The organism is Micromonospora sp. NPDC005979 (genome assembly GCF_040614415.1).
Classification (GTDB): domain Bacteria; phylum Actinomycetota; class Actinomycetes; order Mycobacteriales; family Micromonosporaceae; genus Micromonospora.
Genome location: NZ_JBEXUR010000002.1, coordinates 186,980 through 204,219 on the forward strand (window position 1 = coordinate 186,980; position 17,240 = coordinate 204,219).

The following is a 17,240-nucleotide window of genomic DNA, read 5'->3' on the forward strand; positions in this document are numbered from 1 at the left end:
CGGGTCGGTCAGGCGGCGGAGAAGACGCCTTGGCGGAGGACCGGTACGACGTCGGACACGCCGATCTGGACGGCGATGTCTACGTCGGCCTCGAAACCGCCCTCGGTCAACTCCCGACCGGAGACGCTGCCGCGTACCGCAGCGGGTACGTCCGGAGTGCTGGCGAGCGCGGCGAGGGCCATGGCCGCCTCCACGGAGAGGCCGCCCGGCACCCCGGACAGGGCGTCCAGCACGCTCGCCGCGCCGAGTTGGTCTTCGACGCAGGGGCGTAGCGACCCGTCCGGCCAGCGCTCTCCGGAGGCGATCACGCCGATCGGGGCGTCCGTCGTCCCGTACCCCTGGCGGCGCAGCCAACGCCCGACGGCGCGCGCGTTACGCAGGCACGCCGCGACCACCGGCAGTCCGGTGGCGCTGGCGGCGGCGCTGATGGCCGAGCCGTTCGGCGAGGGCAGCACCAGGTCCGCGACGATCGGCGCGGTGCTCAACGCGGCGGGTGAGAGCGACCACGGATGGTCGGCCGTCACCCGACGACGGCCGACCGCCGCCACCGCGCCGACCCGCAGCGCGTACTCGGCGGCCTGCTCACCCCAGGGGAAGGGGTGCACCCGCATACCCCGGGCGACCGCCACCTCCACGGCGGTGGTGAACGAGAGCACGTCCACCACCACCAGCGCCGCGCAGACCCGGCCGAGTTCGGCCGCCCCGGTCAGGCCCCAGTCGAACCTGGCGCCTGACCCGGGCTGGCCGTAGACGGCCGCCGCCAACGCCTCAGCGCTCGTCAGGCGACGGCTCGGTGGCACCGGAACCAGACTCGGCCGGCTGCTCCGACCCGATCGGGTCGACAGCTCCGGTCTGCGGGGACGGGCCGGCCGAGGCGATCGGCTCGGAGAGCACCTCCGACGCGTCCACCGGCTCGGCCGGGGCGGTCGGCAGCGGCACGGCCTCGACCGCGCCCGCCACGCCGGCGGCCGGGGCGGGCACCTCGGCGACGGCGGGCTCGGTGACAGCCGATGGCGCTGCCTCGACGGCGGCGGTGCCGCCGAAGAGGCGCGGAAGCGTCTCGGTGTGCGCGGCCCGCAGCTCGTCCAGGCCGATCCGGAACTGCCCGTGCACCTCGAGCGCCCCGCCGGACGGGTCGGTGACACCGATCAGCTCGAACGGCACGCCCCGCTCGGCGCAGAGCGCCGCGAACGCCTTGTCGTGGCCACGCGGCACCGACACCAGCGCCCGCGTCGCGGACTCGCTGAACAGGTAGACGAAGGGCATCGACCCCTCGGCGAACTGCTCCGGCACGGCGATCCGGGCGCCGACGCCACGCCGCAGGCAGGACTCGACCAGGCTCTGGGCGAGACCACCGTCGGACAGGTCGTGCGCCGAGCTGAGGTGGCCCACCCGGGCCGCCTCAGCCAGCAGGTCGGCCAGCGCCTTCTCGCGGAGAAGGTCGACCTGCGGCGGGATGCCGCCCAGGTGTTCGTGCGTCACCCAGGCCCACTCCGAGCCGGACAGCTCGACGTTGGTCTCACCGAGCAGGTAGAGCTGGTCGTGGTCGCCACCGGGACGCGGGACGAAGCCCATCGGCACCCGGTCGGCCACGTTGTCCAGCACGCCCAGCACCCCGACCACCGGGGTCGGGTGGATGGCCGCCGCGCCGGTCTGGTTGTAGAAACTGACGTTGCCGCCGGTCACCGGGATGCCCAGCTCCAGGCAGCCGTCCGCCAGGCCGCGCACGGCCTCGGCGAACTGCCACATCACGCCCGGGTCCTCCGGCGAGCCGAAGTTGAGGCAGTTGGTGACGGCGATCGGCTTCGCGCCGGTCACCGCCACGTTCCGGTACGCCTCGGCGAGGGCCAGCTTGGTGCCCTGGTACGGGTCGAGCCGGGCGTACCGGCCATTGCCGTCGACCGACAGCGCCACGCCGAGCCCGGTCTGCTCGTCGATCCGGATCACGCCGCCGTCCTCCGGCTGGGCGAGCACGGTGTTGCCCAGCACGTAACGGTCGTACTGCTCGGTGACCCAGGTCTTGTCGGCCAGGTTCGGCGACGCGATCATGCGCAGCAGGGTCTCCCGCAGCGCCTCCGGGTCGGCCGGGCGGGGCAGCGTCTCGGCGCGGTCGGCCTGGAGCAGGATCAGGTCGGCCGGTTCACGCATCGGACGGGCGTAGACCGGGCCGTCGTCCACCAGCGAACCCGGCGGCACGTCGACGACCAGGTGGTCCCGCCAGGTGATCAGCAGGCGACCGGGGCGGCCGTCCGGCTCCGGAGCGGTGACCTCACCGATCGCGGTGCCGAGGACGCCCCACTTCTCGCAGGTCTTGAGCACCGCGTCGAGCTTGTCCGGCTCGACGACCAGCAGCATCCGCTCCTGCGACTCGCTGGCCAGGATCTCGTGCGGGTCCATCGAGGGCTCCCGCAGCGGCACCCGCTCCAGCCAGACCCGCATGCCGGTGCCGGCCGCGGCGGCGGTCTCGGTGAGCGCGCAGGTCAGGCCGGCACCACCGAGGTCCTGGATGCCGACGACCAGCTGGCCGTCGTACAGCTCCAGGCACGCCTCGATCAACAGCTTCTCGGTGAACGGGTCGCCGACCTGCACGGCCGGGCGACGGGCCTCGCTGCCCTCGTCGAAGGTGGCGCTGGCCAGCACCGACACGCCGCCGATGCCGTCCCGGCCGGTCTTCGCGCCCATCAGCACCACGACGTTGCCGGGGCCGGCGGCGGCCTTGTTCTGCAGGCGGTCGACCGGCAGGACACCCAGGCAGAGCGCGTTGAGCAGCGGGTTGCCCTGGTAGGACGGGTCGAAGACCAGCTCGCCGCCGATGTTGGGCAGGCCGAGGCAGTTGCCGTAGCCGCCGACACCGGCGACCACGCCGGTGAGCACCCGGGCGGTGTCCGGGTGGTCCGCCGCGCCGAAGCGCAGCGGGTCCATGACCGCGATCGGGCGGGCGCCCATGGCGAGGATGTCCCGGACGATGCCGCCGACACCCGTCGCCGCGCCCTGGTACGGCTCGACGAAGCTCGGGTGGTTGTGCGACTCGACCTTGAAGGTCACCGCCAGCTTGTCGGAGACCTGCACGACACCGGCGTTCTCGCCGATGCCGGCGAGCAGGCGGTCGCTCTGCGGGGCCTTCTCAGCGAACTGGCGCAGGTGCACCTTGCTCGACTTGTAGGAGCAGTGCTCGCTCCACATGATCGAGTACATGGCCAGCTCGGACTGGGTGGGCCGACGGCCGAGGATCTGCCGGATCCGGTCGTACTCGTCGTCGCGCAGGCCCAGCTCGGTGTACGGCTGAAGCTCCCCCGGGGTGCCACCGGCCCGCGGCACGGTGTCCACGCCGTCGGTCCAGTCGGCGCTCGCCGGCTGCGCGGGAGCGGCCGCCGGGGCGGTGGGCTGCGCCAGCGGCTCGGTCGGCTGCGCCGGGGCGGAGTACGCCTCCGGAGTGTCCCGTACCGGGTCCGGATGGGTGGTCATGACCTCTCCTCGCTGCGCTCGTACCCGCCGGGACGGCGGTTGAGCTGACCGATGCTCACGCTGGGGTCCCCACCAGGTGCTTGAGGACCGAGGTGAAGAACCCGAGACCGTCCAGCGAGGGGCCGGTGAGCGCCTCCACCGCGTGCTCCGGGTGCGGCATGATGCCGACCACGTTGCCGGCGGCGTTGGTGATCGCGGCGATGTCGCGCTGCGACCCGTTCGGGTTACCACCGACATAGCGGGCGACGACCCGGCCCTCGGCTTCGAGCTGGTCCAGCGTCGCGGTGTCGGCGACGTAGCAGCCCTCGCCGTTCTTGACCGGGATCAGCACCTCCTGGCCGGCCTGGAACGCGTTGGTCCACGCGGTGCCGGCCGACTCGATGCGCAGCACCTGGTCCCGGTTGCGGAAGTGCAGGTGCTGGTTGCGGGTGAGCGCGCCCGGCAGCAGGTGCGCCTCGCAGAGGATCTGGAAGCCGTTGCAGATGCCGAGCACCGGCAGACCGCCCTGGGCGGCGTCCACGATCGTCTCCATCACCGGGGCGAACCGGGCGATGGCCCCGCAGCGCAGGTAGTCGCCGTAGGAGAACCCGCCGGGCAGGACGACGGCGTCCACCCCGTGCAGGTTCTCGTCGCCGTGCCAGAGCCGGACCGGCTCGGCGCCGGCGATCCGGACGGCGCGGGCCGCGTCCCCGTCATCGAGCGAGCCGGGGAACGTGACCACACCGACCCGGGCGGTCACGAGCGGGCGTCCGCGGTCTCGTCGGTCTCGACCAGGCGGACGGTGAAGTCCTCGATGACCGGGTTGGCGAGCAGCTTGTCGGCGATTTCCCGGGCCCGGTCCAGGTCCGGTTCACCGGTGAAGTCGATCTCGATCCGCCTGCCGATCCGGACTGAGGCGACGTCGCTGACGCCGAGCCGGGGCAGCGCGTTTGCGACGGCCTGGCCCTGCGGATCGAGGATCTCGGGCTTGAGCATGACGTCGACGACGACGCGAGGCACTGGGCACTCCTGACTGTGTACGCAGTTGGGTGCCTACCCACAACGGGCGAGCGCAGCCAGCCTACCTGGCAGATTCCGCTGCGGACGCACCGGCCGGGCGCAGTCCAGGCAGTGATCCACATAACGGGCGGCAAGGGGGCCCGGCAGCGCGGGACAGGCCGCCTCACCAGGGGATATACAGCGCGCGGGGTAGCCGAATCGTTACATTGGACGATCTCGATCGGCTTCTTGAAAACGATGCTCGCCGGCCCTAAAGTACATCGACATGGCTCGATGCCAGCGGCGACGGGGACCTCCCGTCGTCGCCCCCGGGCACCCGGCGACCCCGGGCCCCCACCCGCCCCAAGGAGTCCACCGATGCGCGTTCGTCCCCTGCTCGCCCTGATCAGCACGGCGCTGGTCGGCGCCCTCGCCGCCGCGTCCGGCGCGTCCGCCGCCCCGGCCGGCCCCCAGCCCATCATCGGCGGCGGCACCGTCTCGTCCGCCCCCTGGGCCGCCGCCGTACTGAGCAACGGCTCGTTCACCTGCTCGGGCAGCGTGATCGCCGCGCAGTGGGTGCTCACCGCTCGGCACTGCATCAGCGGCACGATGTCCGTCCGGGTCGGCAGCGTCTACCGCGCCTCGGGTGGGGTCACCCGGACCGTCAGCGCCACCTACACCCGTAACGACCTGGCCCTCATGCGCCTCTCCAGCACCGTGAGCACCTCGACGGTCTCCCTGGCGAGCGGCAACCCGCCGGTCGGCTCGACCAACTCGATCTACGGGTGGGGCATGACCTGCTACAGCGGCTGCTCCGCGTCCAGCCAGCTCAAGACCGCCACCGTCCAGGTGACCAGCACCAACGTCACCGACGCGTACGGCGGCCAGGCCATCCGCAGCACCCGGATCAACGGCAACGCCTGGCGGGGCGACTCGGGCGGCCCGCAGTTCTACAACGGCCAGCAGGTTGGCGTCGCCTCCACGGCCGACGGCTACAACATCCAGAACTACGGCAGCGTCGCGTACAACCGGGCCTGGATCACCTCGGTGGCCGGTGTCTGACGGTTAGCGCCCGCGCGACGCGGATGGTCGGCCGCGCGCCGGCCGTCCGCGCCGCGCCGTTTTGCAGCATCCGATCAGGTGAACACGGCACCCGATCGGGTCGCGCAACTCCTGACAGCATCGGAAACGTGCTGGTCGTGACGACAGAGCAACTGCCCGGCTACGAGATCCGCCAGATTCTCGGTGAGGTGGTGTCATCGATGGCCAGGACGCGCAACCCGTACCGCGAGGGGGTCAAGAACCTGCGCGGTGGCGCGTACGACCCGATGGCGCCGGACAACCTGACCCGGTGGCGGACCGACTCGGTGACCCGCCTCGGCGAGGAGGCCCTCCGGCTCGGCGCGAACGCCGTGATCGGCATGCGCTTCGACAGCCGGGACTGCGGCGAGATGTGGATGGAGATCTGCGCGTACGGCACGGCGGTCGTCGCCGTACCGACGATGCCCGAGGTCATGCCGCCGGACCAGCCGGCGGTGGCGGCGGACACCGCCACCGACCCCGCCTTCGCGGAGTCCCTCGGCGGCATCGCCGAACCGGCAAGCGCCCCAACCCTGCGAACAGCCGCCGAAACCCCCACCGGCGACTAGGACCCCACCCCAACCCCCACCCCAACCCCACCCGGTTGATCAAGAGGTTTGCGTCACCAGGGAGATCAAAATTGACGCGAACCTCTTGATCAACGGGCCAGAAGGGGGGCGGGGGGCGGGCGGCGGGCGGCGCCCGGGGGTTAGAGGATGGGGGGTGGGGTGTAGGTGGCGGCGTCGGGGTGGGTTTCCACCACCTTGGTGATTCTGCGGGTTACCGACTCCACCTGGGACTTGGCCGCTCCTACGAAGGCGGTGCGGTCGGCTACCAGGGTGTCGATGTCGGCTCGGGACAGGCCGAGGCGGCCGTCGGCGGCCAGGCGGTCGAAGAGGTCGTTCTCCGGGGCGCCCTTCTCGCGCATGGCCAGCGCCACCGCGACCGCGTGCTCCTTGATCACCTCGTGGGCGACCTCCCGACCGACGCCCCGCCGGACCGCCGCCACCAGGATCTTGGTGGTGGCCAGGAACGGCAGGAAGCGCTCCAGCTCCCGGTTGATCACCGCCGGGTACGCGCCGAACTCGTCCAGCACGGTGAGGAACGTCTGGAACAGCCCGTCGGCGGCGAAGAACGCGTCCGGCAGGGCCACCCGACGGACCACCGAGCAGGACACGTCCCCCTCGTTCCACTGGTCGCCGGCCAGCTCGCCGACCATCGACAGGTAACCCCGGATGATCACCGCGAAGCCGTTCACGCGCTCCGACGAACGGGTGTTCATCTTGTGCGGCATCGCGCTGGAACCGACCTGACCCGGCTTGAAGCCCTCGGTGACCAGCTCCTGGCCGACCATCAGGCGGATCGTGGTGGCCAGCGACGACGGCGCGGCGGCGGTCTGCGCCAGCGCGGCCAGCACGTCGAAGTCCAGCGAGCGCGGGTAGACCTGCCCGACGCTGTCCAGCACCCGCGAGAAGCCCAGGTGCTCGGCGACGCGTCGCTCCAGCTCGGCCACCTTGTCGGCGTCGCCGTCGAAGAGGTCGAGCTGGTCGGCGGCCGTACCCACCGGGCCCTTGATGCCGCGCAGCGGGTAGCGGGCGATCAGCTCCTCCAGCCGGTCGTACGCGATGAGCAGCTCCTCCGCCGCCGACGCGAAGCGCTTGCCCAGCGTGGTGGCCTGCGCGGCCACGTTGTGCGAGCGGCCGGTCATGACCAGCTCGGAGTGCTCGTACGCGAGCCACGCCAACCGCGCCAGGGTAGCCACCACGCGATCCCGGATCAGCTCCAGCGAGGCGCGCACCTGAAGCTGCTCGACGTTCTCGGTGAGGTCCCGCGAGGTCATCCCCTTGTGCACGTGCTCGTGCCCGGCCAACGCGCTGAACTCCTCGATGCGGGCCTTCACGTCGTGCCGGGTGACCCGCTCCCGCTCGGCGATCGACGCGAGGTCGACCTGATCGAGCACCCGCTCGTACGCCTCGACCACGCCGTCCGGGACCGCCACGCCCAGGTCACGCTGTGCGCGGAGCACGGCGAGCCACAGCCGCCGTTCCATCCGGACCTTCTCCTCGGGCGACCAGAGGGCGACCAACTCGGGCGAGGCGTACCGGTTGGCGAGCACGTTCGGGATCGTCGTCACGTACCTCATTGTCCGTCACCCGCCCGAGCCGGCCGGGACCGGGCCGGCTCGGGCGGGAGCCCGCCCGCCCCAGGTCAGGGCAGCTCGTAGATGATCACCGGGCCGGAGACCAGGCGGATCGGGGCCAGCTCGGCCAGGGCCGGCGACACGCGGGCCGCCCGGGTGTCGGCGAACAGCCACCGGACGCCGTACTCCCGGCGCAGCCGGTCCAGGTCCGCCGCCACGGGCGCGCTGAACACCCGCTCGTTGAGCGCGAACAGCGCCGCGTCGGGTGGGTCCTGTCGGGCGTACCCCAGCCCGTAGCGACCGTGCGCGGCGAGCGCCGCGTCGGTGTAACCCCAGCTCTCCACCACCGTCCGGTGCCCGCCCAGCCCGGTCACCCAGAACGCGCGGGCGTCGCAGTGCCGCGACGTCCGCACCGGTCGGCAGTGCACGTTGGTGGCGACGACGTCGTCGGCGTCGGCGTGCGCGTCGAGCCAGAGGGCGGCCCGCGCCTCCGCCCTGGTGAGTACGTACCGCGTGTCGCTCGGCGTGGGCGGCACGCCGGCCACCGTGGACCGGGTGTCGCGCAGCCGCAGCGCCGCCGACACCGTCCCCTGGACGCCGACCGCGACGCTGGCCGCGAGGATCGCCGCGGTGGCCGCGGCCACCGCCGCCGCCCACCACCGACCGCCGTCCCGACGACGCAGCAGGACAACGACCAGGACACCGAGTACGCCCGCGAGCAGCACCAGCGCCGCGAACCGTCCCGCCGACGCGGCCAACGCCCCCCACCAGCCGCGCAGCGACGCGGCCGGGTTGCCGGCCTTCGGGACGGCCAGGGAGACCGCGACGCCGGCCAGCGCTCCGACGGCCAGCACCGGCCAGCGGGGGCGCGTGGCCGCGAGCAGGTGACCGGAGAGCAGCACCCCGATCGGCAGCACCGCCAGCCAGAAGTAGACCTGACTGGCCGACGGGTGGTGGAACACCCAGGTGGCGCCCACCCCGGCGAGCACGGTGCCGCTGAGCAGCCAGGTCGCCGGGTCGGCGCGGTGCCGCCGGGAGAACAGCAGCAGCGTGCCGGCCAGCCGGGGCGCCTGCATCAGCAGCCACCAGCCGAGGATGCCGCCGGCGAAGAGCCCGGCCGGCCAGCCGCCGGCGGCCAGCCCGGGTGGCGCGAGACCGCCCGCCCGGGTGCCGTCGCTGCCGCCGAAGGTCTGCCCGTACGGCAGCATGAAGCGCAGCAGCCCGAACACCTGCACCCGCAGCGTCCCCGCGCCGCCACTGGCGAAGAGCCGGTACCCGACGGCCGTCGCCACCAGCAGGAGGGCCAGCGCCACGACGGTGGGCCACGGCACCCGACGCCGCCGCCACACGGTCACCACGGCGGTAATCAGCAGGCCGGCGAGCAGCGCCGGTAGCGCGCTGGACTTCGAACCGGCGCACGCCAGGCCGAACGCCGGCACCAGCGCCCAGCCGGGCCCGAGCGCCCGGCCGCGCACGGCGTCCAGGCAGAGCCCCACGAGCACGACGAAGAGCGCCAGCACGTACGTCTGCGACGGGCTGGCCACGGACAGGACGCCGGCCGCGTCGGTCAACGCCGAGCCGAGCGCCACCGGGAGCCCGACGTACGTCACGGCGGCGACGACCGGCCCGGTCCACCAGACCCGGCTCAGGTCCCGGGCCACCCCGGCGCTGACGAGCACGGCCGTGGCCGCCACCGGCACCAGCCACAGACGCAGGAGCACAAGCGCGGGCGAACTGCCGGTGATCATGCTGGCGCTGGCCATGTGCGCGTCGGAGAGGTAGTGGTAGCGCAGCGGCTCCCCGGCCACGTGCGGCAGCACGAACGGCATGTCGCGGGTGAGTTCCTGTACCAGCGACAGGTGGTAGAAGAGGTCCGGATAGTAGGTGTGGTCGGCCGCCGGTGGCACCGGGTTGCCGGGCCACTGCACGGCGGCCCAGGCCAGCACCAGCAGCAGCACCGCCGCCATCGCCACGTGCCAGGCCAGCGGCAGAGGGCTTCGCCGGTCGATCCGCCAGTGCCGTCGCAGGCTCGGCACGGCCAGGAAGAGCAGCACCACCGGTGCCGCCCACCAGCGCAGCAGGTGCTGCTGGCCGGTGGCCGCCGCCAGGGCCCAGGCGGCGAGTTCCAACACGAGTCCGGTGGCGGCGCCGAACCCGAGGTCCTCGGGCAGGTTGCCCCGGCTGCCGCGCAACGCCCGGTGTACCAGCGTGCCGGGCAGCACGAGAGCGCCCGCCCAGTACGCGACGTAGCCGGCGATGTCGTGGACCCCGACGCCGATCCGCCACCACGCGACGGGCAGCAGGGCCAGGACGACCAGCCAGGGCAGCGCCGCCAGGGCATGGCCGGCGATCTGGCGGGACGGTCTGGCCGGGGCGTCCGGTGCCGGGGACGTCTCCCGGTCAGCCACGGCGACGGGCTCGGTCACGGCGGCGCGCTCAGTCACGGCGGGTAGCGACGGCGGGCAGGTTCGTCAGGGCCTCCGGCGCGGTCTGCGCCGAGTCGAACCCGACGTGGAACGCGGGACGGTTCTGCACGGTGGCGTAGATGCGCCCCACGTACTCGCCGAGCAGGCCGAGGCAGACCAACTGCACCCCGCTGAGCAGCAGCACCGCGACGAACATCGACGTCCAGCCGGGAATGGTGGTGCCCGAGACGTGCGCGACCATGCCGAACGCGATCAGCGCGAGGCACAGCAGGAAGCTCGACATGCCCAGCCAGGTAGCCAGGCGCAGCGGGGCGGCCGAGAAGTTCGCCGTGCTCTCCCAGGCCAGGGCCACCATCCGACGCAGCGGGTACTTGGTCTCCCCGGCGGCCCGCGCCGCGCGGGTGTAGCGCACCTCGGCGCTGGGGAAGCCGAGCGACGGCACCAGCAGTCGGTAGACCGGGGCACGTTCCGGCAGCCGCCGCAGCACCTCGACGACGTCTCGACTGAGCAGCCGGAAGTCACCAGCCTGGGCGGGCAGTTCGGTGCCGACGATCCTCCGCATCACCCAGTAGTAGGCGCGGGCGGTGTTGCGCTTGAAGATGGTGTCGGTGCTGCGGTCGGACCGGACCCCGTAGACCACGTCCACACCGTCCGTCCGGGCCACCCGCAGCATCTCGGCGATGGCCTCGGGCGGGTCCTGGAGGTCGGCGTCGAGACTCACGATCCACCGGCCGACGGCGCGGTGCAGGCCCGCCGTCAACGCCGCCTGGTGACCGCTGTTGCGCCGCAGCCGGAGCACCCGCAACTGCGGCCAGTCCCGGCCGTGGTCGAAGAGCACCGAAACGGTGTCGTCGGAGCTGCCGTCGTCGACGGCGACCACCTCGTAGTCGACGCCGAGCGCGTCGAGCACCGGCCGCAGTCGAGCCACCAGGGCCGGGATGACAGCGGTCTCGTTGAACATCGGGATGACCACCGACAGGGTGGTCCTCCCAGGGTCGACGGACTCCATGGAGATACGGCCCCGTTCCGCACGCAGGAGTGATCAGCGCCGCGTCGAGGACGCGGCAGCGATCACCGTCGCGTGGTAAACCCACCGCCAGCGGGCGAAATGCTGAACGGCCCGTTAACGCCTGGTGGAGGTCACTCCGGCAAGGGACGATCGAGCGTTCAACGCTCCAAAATGGCGGTCGCGCTATTCACTCTCGGGCCGGATCTCCTGGTGGTATTCCAGCTCGTGCAGGTGGCCGCCCTTGATCAGGACTGACACCTCGACCGGATCCCCGTGCACCGAGCGGACCACCCGGAACTGACGGATCACCGGCACCTGCGGCGGCAGCGCCAGGATCTCCACCTCTTGGGTGGTCGGCATGCGGACGGACAGCCGGTCGACGAGGTCTCGCTGTGCGTGCCCCAGGTCGGCGAGTGCCCGGGGGATTCCGCCAACGAGCTTCTTGCGCGACGAGATTGCGGTGCCTCGGCCGATCGCGACCGGATAGTACGACCACGACACCTCCACCGGGTCGCCGTCGTATGAGAGCAGGCGATGACGGAGGACGGCGGGCTCGTCGTCCGCGATACCGAGAGCAAGCGCCACATCGCTGGGCGGTCGCACCTCGGCCACGTCGAGCAGGTGGTAGGTGTACCCACCATCTGCGGGCGGGACGTATGCGTCGACCGCTATGACCAACGGGTGGCGGTCCCGGACGTAGACCCCCTTGCCTACCCGGCTGTGGAGATAACCCTCTGCCTTGAGCGAGGTCAGGGCCCGCTGCACGGTCGCGTTCGCCACCGAATACTGGTCGATCAACTGAGCTGTCGACGGCAACTGCGACCCGGAAGGCAGCTCACCGGACATGATCCGCGCTCGAATGTCGGCGGCGATCTGCTCATGCCGAGGCCGGTCATCGCTCCCGCGAGTCACAACGGCCTCCTTATGCGATCGACGATTCGTACCGAAGGCGGCGGCCTCCGGGGATCATGCTCATCACGCTCAACTCGACCGGCGAGCCGTCATCGGCGCTGAGCACGCGAGTCAGCCCGAGCACCCAATCGTCCTCACGTAGTTGAAGTAACGACCTTTCCACCTCGGTCGCCCTCCGCGTGTAGACGTCCTCGCTCACGCGTCGTGGCCGGTAGCCCAACTCAGCCAGGAGAGTGACTGCTCCGCCGCGAATCTTGCGGAACTCTGCAAGGCCGGTGTCGCGAGCGATGGTCGCCGGATAAAGGGATGTCGTCAACTCCACCGGCCGTCCGTCCAGCAACATGATTCGACGGCGTTGGATCACCGGTTCGCCGGCTTCCAGGTGCAGCGCTTCGGCCAACTCCGCCGCCGGAACGATCTCGCTGACGTCGAGCAGACGCTGCGTACCCACTCCGCCGTACTGCGCGGCCTCCGCGCCCCAGGCTTCGGCCTGACCCGGCCGCCGTGGGGTCACATAGGGAGTGGAGACGCTGATCCATTCGAGGTCACTCAAGATCCGCTCCTTCGCCTCGTCCGAGCCATCTCTCCCGCACCACAGTAGATGCCAGCGATCCGACCTTCGGTCCTTGATGCCTTTCGCGTACGGCAGTAAGGTTACGCCATAGCCGAGCACCCCGCCGACCGCACTTCCCTGCGGTCCTAGGGAGCTGCTGCGTCCCGCCCATGCCGACAGGAGCATGAGATGACGTTCGACTGGTATCGCCTGCTCGATGCGCCGTTTGCCCCGCCGCTGGCGTACCGGATCGCACCGTGACCCGTTGTCGGCCGCCCACCGTCCGGGTAGGTGATGTCGTCGAGGTAGACGAGCAGCACTACTGCTACGGGCTGGGTCGGTTGATCCTGCGGGTGATCGAGGTGGGTCGACGCGAGCGGCACAGCGACGGCATCTGGCTTCACCTGCGCGGCATCGAGTTGGGACCGCCCGGCGGTCCGCGTCAGCGCCGGGTGCTCGTACGCCTGGCTGCCCTTCAGGTACGACCCGCCAGGCGGACAGCGGAGCCCGAATCTGCTACGCCGCACGTGCCAGTCCGGCCGGCTTGGAGCTGCGCCGGCTGCGGACAGGAATGGCCATGCGCGAATCGTCGGCGTCGACTGCTCATCGAGTACGCGCACGACCGGTTGTCGCTGACGTTCTACCTGGGTCTACACCTGGCGGAGGCGGCAGTCGATCTACCGAGCCTTCCCGCCGAGAGGCTGCACGCCCGGTTCCTCGGCTGGACACGCCCCCGCCGATCGTGACCCAGCGCGGACGGAGTGGGATGTCCCAATGTCTCTCGATAAGAGACATTGGGACATCACCGCAGGCTGGCTCAGCGCTCCAAAATGGCGGTCACGCCCTGGCCGCCGGCCGCGCAGATGGAGATCAGTCCGCGCCCGCTGCCCTTCTCCGCGAGCAGCTTGGCCAGCGTGGCGACGATCCGCCCACCGGTCGCGGCGAACGGGTGCCCGGCGGCCAGCGACGATCCGTTGACGTTGAGCCGGTCGGTGTCGATCGCGCCCAGCGGGGCGTCCAGGCCGAGCCGGTCCTTGCAGAACTCCGGCGACTCCCAGGCGGCGAGGGTGGCCAGCACCTGCGAGGCGAACGCCTCGTGGATCTCGTAGTAGTCGAAGTCCTGCAACGTGAGCCCGGCGCGGGCCAGCATCCGGGGCACCGCGTACGCGGGGGCCATCAGCAGCCCCTCGTCGCCGTGTACGAAGTCGACGGCCGCCGTCTCGGACCAGCTGAACCAGGCCAGCACCGGCAGGTTGTGCGCGGCAGCCCACTCCTCGCTGGCCAGCAGCACGGTGGACGCGCCGTCGGTGAGCGGCGAGGAGTTGCCGGCGGTCATGGTGGCCTGCTCGGCGTCCGGGCCGCGGGTGCCGAAGACCGGCTTGAGCGCGCCGAGCTTCTCCACGCTCGTGTCCGGGCGCAGGTTCTGGTCGCGGGTCAGGCCCAGGTACGGCGTCATCAGGTCGTCGAAGAAGCCCTTGTCGTACGCGGCGGCGAGCCGCTGGTGCGAGCGCAGTGCCAGCTCGTCCTGGGAGCGCCGGTCGATCTGCCAGCGCAGGGCGGTCTGGGCGGCGTGGTCACCCATCGACAGGCCGGTGCGCGGTTCGGCGTTGCGGGGGATGTCCGGCTTGAACGGCTGGAGCGGGCGCAGCTTCGCGGCGATCTTCAGCCGCTGGCCGACCGTGCGGGCGGAGTTGAGTTTGAGCAGCGTACGGCGCATGTCCTCGTTGACCGCGAGGGGCGCGTCGGAGGTGGTGTCGACACCGCCGGCGATGCCCACGTCGAGCTGACCGAGAGCGATCTTGTTGGCGACGAGGATCGCGGCCTCCAGGCCGGTGCCGCACGCCTGCTGGATGTCGTACGCCGGGGTGTGCGGGTCGAGCCGGGACCCGAGGACCACCTCGCGGGTGAGGTTGAAGTCGCGGGAGTGCTTGAGCACCGCCCCGGTGACCACCTCGCCGACCCGCTGCCCGGCCAGCCCGTACCGGGCGATCAGACCGTCCAGCGCCGCGCCGAGCAGGTCGGCATTGGACGCGTCGGCGTAGCGGGAGTTGGAACGGGCGAAGGGGATGCGGTTTCCCCCGATGACCGCGACCCTCCGGATGCTCTGCACGATCCGCCTCCTCGCCAAGTGTTGCTCGAACCTTACTCGCCAGTAGGCTACGCCCATGACCGACAGGTACGCGAGCTTCGTCCAATCGGCCGCCGGCCGCACGCTGGTGAAGCGTCTCGGGCTGCCCGATCCGCCGCGACTGCGCCGGCACCAGCCCGGCGACCCGCTGCTGACCGGCCCGGCGCTGCTCGGCGCGGCCGACGGCGGCCGGCTCGCCAAGCCGGTCCGGACGATCCTGACCGCCGCCGGGGTCGAGCTGCGCGACACCGGCACGGTCGCTGCCGAAGACCGCTTCGGCGCCCTGGTGTACGACGCGACCGGCATCACCGACTCGACGCAACTGCGCCAGCTCTACGACTTCTTCCACCCGCACGCCCGCACCCTGCTGCCCAGCGGCCGGGTGATCGTGCTCGGCACCCCGCCCGGTGAGTGCCCGACCCCGCGCGAGGCGACCGCCCAGCGGGCCCTGGAAGGGCTGGTACGCAGCATCGGCAAGGAGTTCGGCCGGGGCACCACGGCCCAGCTCGTCCAGGTGGCTCGGGACGGTGACGCCACCAGCCTCGAAGCGACCCTCCGGTTCCTGCTGTCCGGCCGGTCCGCGTACGTCTCGGGGCAGGTCGTCCGGGTCGGCACCGGCACGGCGACCGCCCCGGCGGACTGGAACCGCCCGCTGGACGGGCAGGTCGTGCTGGTCACCGGGGCGGCAAGGGGCATCGGTGCGGCCCTGGCCCGGGTCCTCGCCCGCGACGGCGCCCAGGTGGTCGCGCTGGACGTACCGGCGGCCGGGGACGCCCTCGCCGCCGTGGCGAACGACATCGGCGGTACGGCGCTCCAACTCGACCTGACCGCCCCGGACGCGCCGACCCGGCTCGCCGACTACCTGACCAGCCGGCACGGGCGCGTCGACGCGGTGGTGCACAACGCCGGCATTACCCGCGACAAGACGCTCGGCCGAATGGACGCCGACCGGTGGGACCAGGTCATCGACGTCAACCTGTCCAGTCAGGAGCGGATCAACGACGTACTGCTGGAACGGGAGTTGATCCCGGCGGGCGGGCGGATCATCGGGGTGTCCTCGATCGCCGGGATCGCCGGCAACCGGGGGCAGACCAACTACGCCACCAGCAAGGCCGGCGTGATCGGCCTGGTCGACTCTCTCGCCCCGGCCCTGCGCGACCGGGGGATCAGCGTCAACGCCGTGGCGCCCGGCTTCATCGAGACCCGGCTGACCGCCCGCATCCCGCTGGTCGTCCGCGAGGCGGGCCGGCGGATGAACAGCCTGGCCCAGGGCGGGCTGCCGGTGGACGTGGCCGAGACGATCGGCTGGTTGGCCTGGCCGGCCAGCGGCGCGATCAGCGGCAACGTGGTCCGGGTCTGCGGCCAGAGTCTGCTGGGGGCGTGATGGGCCGCAAGAGAGAGCCGGACGACCTGTCGGTCCACGAGCTGATCGAGGGCCCGACCGAGATCCTGTCGCGGGAGACCCTGGACGCGATCCGCCGGCCGGAGTCCACCGACGCCGACCCGAGCGTCGAGCGGACACACGACCTGAGCGCGTCGGCAACCGAGGTGACCACCGACTTGAGCGGGTCGGCGGCCGACGTGACCACCGACCTCAGCGCTCACGGGACGGCCGGCACGGGTGGCCGCGAGCGGGTCGAATTTGCTCGGATGCCGGCGCCTGGTGCGCTGTACCGGCGGGCCGCCCTCGGCGCGCTGCCGGGCCTGGGCCGGGGGCGGAAGAGCAACGACCTGCCGGCGGTCGAGTTCGCCGTGCACGGCGTGCGGATCGACCGGGCACACCTGGCCGACTACGACCGGGTGTGCGGGTTCCGGCTCACCGACCGGCTACCGGGGACGTACCCGCACATCCTGGGCTTTCCGCTGGCCCTGCGGCTGATGACCACGCCCGGCTTCCCCATCGCGCTGACCGGCGTGGTGCACGTCGGCAACCGGATCACCATGCACCGCCCGATCACCGCCGACGAGACCCTCGACTTCACGACGTACGCCCAAGACCTGCGCCCGCACGACCGGGGGCGGCAGGTGGACGTGGTGCTGGTCGGCTCGGTCGGCGGGGAGGAGGTCTGGCGCGGCGTCTCGACGTACCTTGGCCGCGAGCGCACACCCGGCGGGCGCGAGCGGGGCGACCGGCCGACACCGCCCACGGCCACCGCCCGGTGGCGGGTCGAGCCCCGGGTGGGCACCGATTACGCGCGCGTCTCCGGGGACCACAACCCGATCCACACCTCCCGGCTCGGCGCGCGACTGTTCGGCTTCCGCCAACCGATCGCGCACGGCATGTGGAGCAAGGCGCGATGCCTCGCCGCGCTCGAGGCGCGGCTGCCGGACGCGTACACGGTCGAGGTGGCCTTCAAGCTGCCCGTACCGCTGCCGAGCACGGTGAACTTCGCCCTCCTGCCGGACGACGGGTTCGCCCTGCACGACTCGGGCGGCCGGCCGCACCTGGTGGGTCTCGTGCGCTGACGCGCCCCTGCCGATCCAAGGGGTTGGCAGGGGCGCACGTCTGCGCTAAGTTGTTCTCACAGCGAGATGTTCTCAGATTGAGA

At 71.9% G+C, this 17,240-nt stretch carries 15 protein-coding genes; 5 read left to right on the forward strand and 10 right to left on the reverse strand.

Annotation, left to right across the window (positions count from 1 at the left end):
* Positions 1-8: 8 nt before the first annotated feature.
* Genes ABZ272_RS04090 through purS form a run of 4 tightly spaced genes read right to left on the reverse strand, consistent with a single transcriptional unit; the run spans position 9 to position 4,464 of the window.
* The gene (locus ABZ272_RS04090; RefSeq protein ID WP_355048779.1) at positions 9-764 is read right to left on the reverse strand and encodes a 2-phosphosulfolactate phosphatase; all 756 of its coding nucleotides are present in this window, start codon (positions 762-764) and stop codon (positions 9-11) included.
* Positions 765-768: 4 nt separating this feature from the next.
* A complete protein-coding gene (gene purL / locus ABZ272_RS04095; RefSeq protein WP_355048412.1) occupies positions 769-3,465 on the reverse strand; it encodes a phosphoribosylformylglycinamidine synthase subunit PurL in 2,697 nt (898 codons plus the stop codon).
* Between the two features lie 55 nt (positions 3,466-3,520).
* Positions 3,521-4,204 (reverse strand): phosphoribosylformylglycinamidine synthase subunit PurQ, encoded by a 684-nt coding sequence (purQ, locus tag ABZ272_RS04100; protein ID WP_355048413.1) that lies wholly within the window; start codon positions 4,202-4,204, stop codon positions 3,521-3,523.
* Positions 4,201-4,464 (reverse strand): phosphoribosylformylglycinamidine synthase subunit PurS, encoded by a 264-nt coding sequence (gene purS, locus ABZ272_RS04105; protein ID WP_007454310.1) that lies wholly within the window; start codon positions 4,462-4,464, stop codon positions 4,201-4,203. The genes purQ and purS overlap by 4 nt, the downstream gene beginning before the upstream one ends.
* A 357-nt stretch (positions 4,465-4,821) precedes the next feature.
* Between purS and ABZ272_RS04110 the strand changes: the two genes are divergently transcribed.
* Positions 4,822-5,505 (forward strand): trypsin-like serine protease, encoded by a 684-nt coding sequence (locus ABZ272_RS04110; protein ID WP_355048414.1) that lies wholly within the window; start codon positions 4,822-4,824, stop codon positions 5,503-5,505.
* A gap of 23 nt (positions 5,506-5,528) precedes the next feature.
* Positions 5,529-6,092, forward strand: a complete 564-nt coding sequence (locus tag ABZ272_RS04115; RefSeq protein WP_355048415.1) for a YbjQ family protein — start codon at positions 5,529-5,531, stop codon at positions 6,090-6,092.
* A gap of 140 nt (positions 6,093-6,232) precedes the next feature.
* Here the strand turns inward: ABZ272_RS04115 and purB are convergent, their stop codons facing one another.
* The 5 genes from purB to ABZ272_RS04140 form a co-directional block, all read right to left on the reverse strand.
* On the reverse strand, positions 6,233-7,657 hold the full coding sequence (gene purB, locus ABZ272_RS04120) for an adenylosuccinate lyase (protein WP_355048416.1): 1,425 nt from the start codon (positions 7,655-7,657) through the stop codon (positions 6,233-6,235).
* Positions 7,658-7,731: 74 nt separating this feature from the next.
* Positions 7,732-10,107: a hypothetical protein gene (locus ABZ272_RS04125; protein WP_355048417.1), complete on the reverse strand. Its 2,376-nt coding sequence runs from the start codon at positions 10,105-10,107 to the stop codon at positions 7,732-7,734.
* Entirely contained in the window at positions 10,100-11,098 is a 999-nt protein-coding gene (locus ABZ272_RS04130) for a glycosyltransferase family 2 protein (RefSeq protein ID WP_355048418.1), read from the reverse strand. Before ABZ272_RS04130 ends, ABZ272_RS04125 begins: the two co-directional genes overlap by 8 nt.
* A gap of 183 nt (positions 11,099-11,281) precedes the next feature.
* On the reverse strand, positions 11,282-12,010 hold the full coding sequence (locus ABZ272_RS04135; protein ID WP_355048419.1) for a GntR family transcriptional regulator: 729 nt from the start codon (positions 12,008-12,010) through the stop codon (positions 11,282-11,284).
* A 10-nt stretch (positions 12,011-12,020) separates the two neighbouring features.
* Positions 12,021-12,563: a UTRA domain-containing protein gene (locus ABZ272_RS04140; protein ID WP_355048420.1), complete on the reverse strand. Its 543-nt coding sequence runs from the start codon at positions 12,561-12,563 to the stop codon at positions 12,021-12,023.
* Positions 12,564-12,820: 257 nt separating this feature from the next.
* Between ABZ272_RS04140 and ABZ272_RS04145 the strand changes: the two genes are divergently transcribed.
* A complete protein-coding gene (locus ABZ272_RS04145; protein ID WP_355048421.1) occupies positions 12,821-13,309 on the forward strand; it encodes a hypothetical protein in 489 nt (162 codons plus the stop codon).
* A 71-nt stretch (positions 13,310-13,380) separates the two neighbouring features.
* On the opposite strand, the gene ABZ272_RS04150 is transcribed toward ABZ272_RS04145, so the two are convergent.
* A complete protein-coding gene (locus ABZ272_RS04150) occupies positions 13,381-14,673 on the reverse strand; it encodes an acetyl-CoA C-acetyltransferase (RefSeq protein WP_355048422.1) in 1,293 nt (430 codons plus the stop codon).
* Between the two features lie 55 nt (positions 14,674-14,728).
* Between ABZ272_RS04150 and ABZ272_RS04155 the strand changes: the two genes are divergently transcribed.
* Positions 14,729-16,075, forward strand: coding sequence for a 3-oxoacyl-ACP reductase (locus tag ABZ272_RS04155; protein ID WP_355048423.1), 1,347 nt, complete (start codon positions 14,729-14,731; stop codon positions 16,073-16,075).
* Positions 16,075-17,157, forward strand: a complete 1,083-nt coding sequence (locus ABZ272_RS04160) for a MaoC/PaaZ C-terminal domain-containing protein (protein WP_355048424.1) — start codon at positions 16,075-16,077, stop codon at positions 17,155-17,157. The genes ABZ272_RS04155 and ABZ272_RS04160 overlap by 1 nt, the downstream gene beginning before the upstream one ends.
* Positions 17,158-17,240 lie beyond the last annotated feature (83 nt).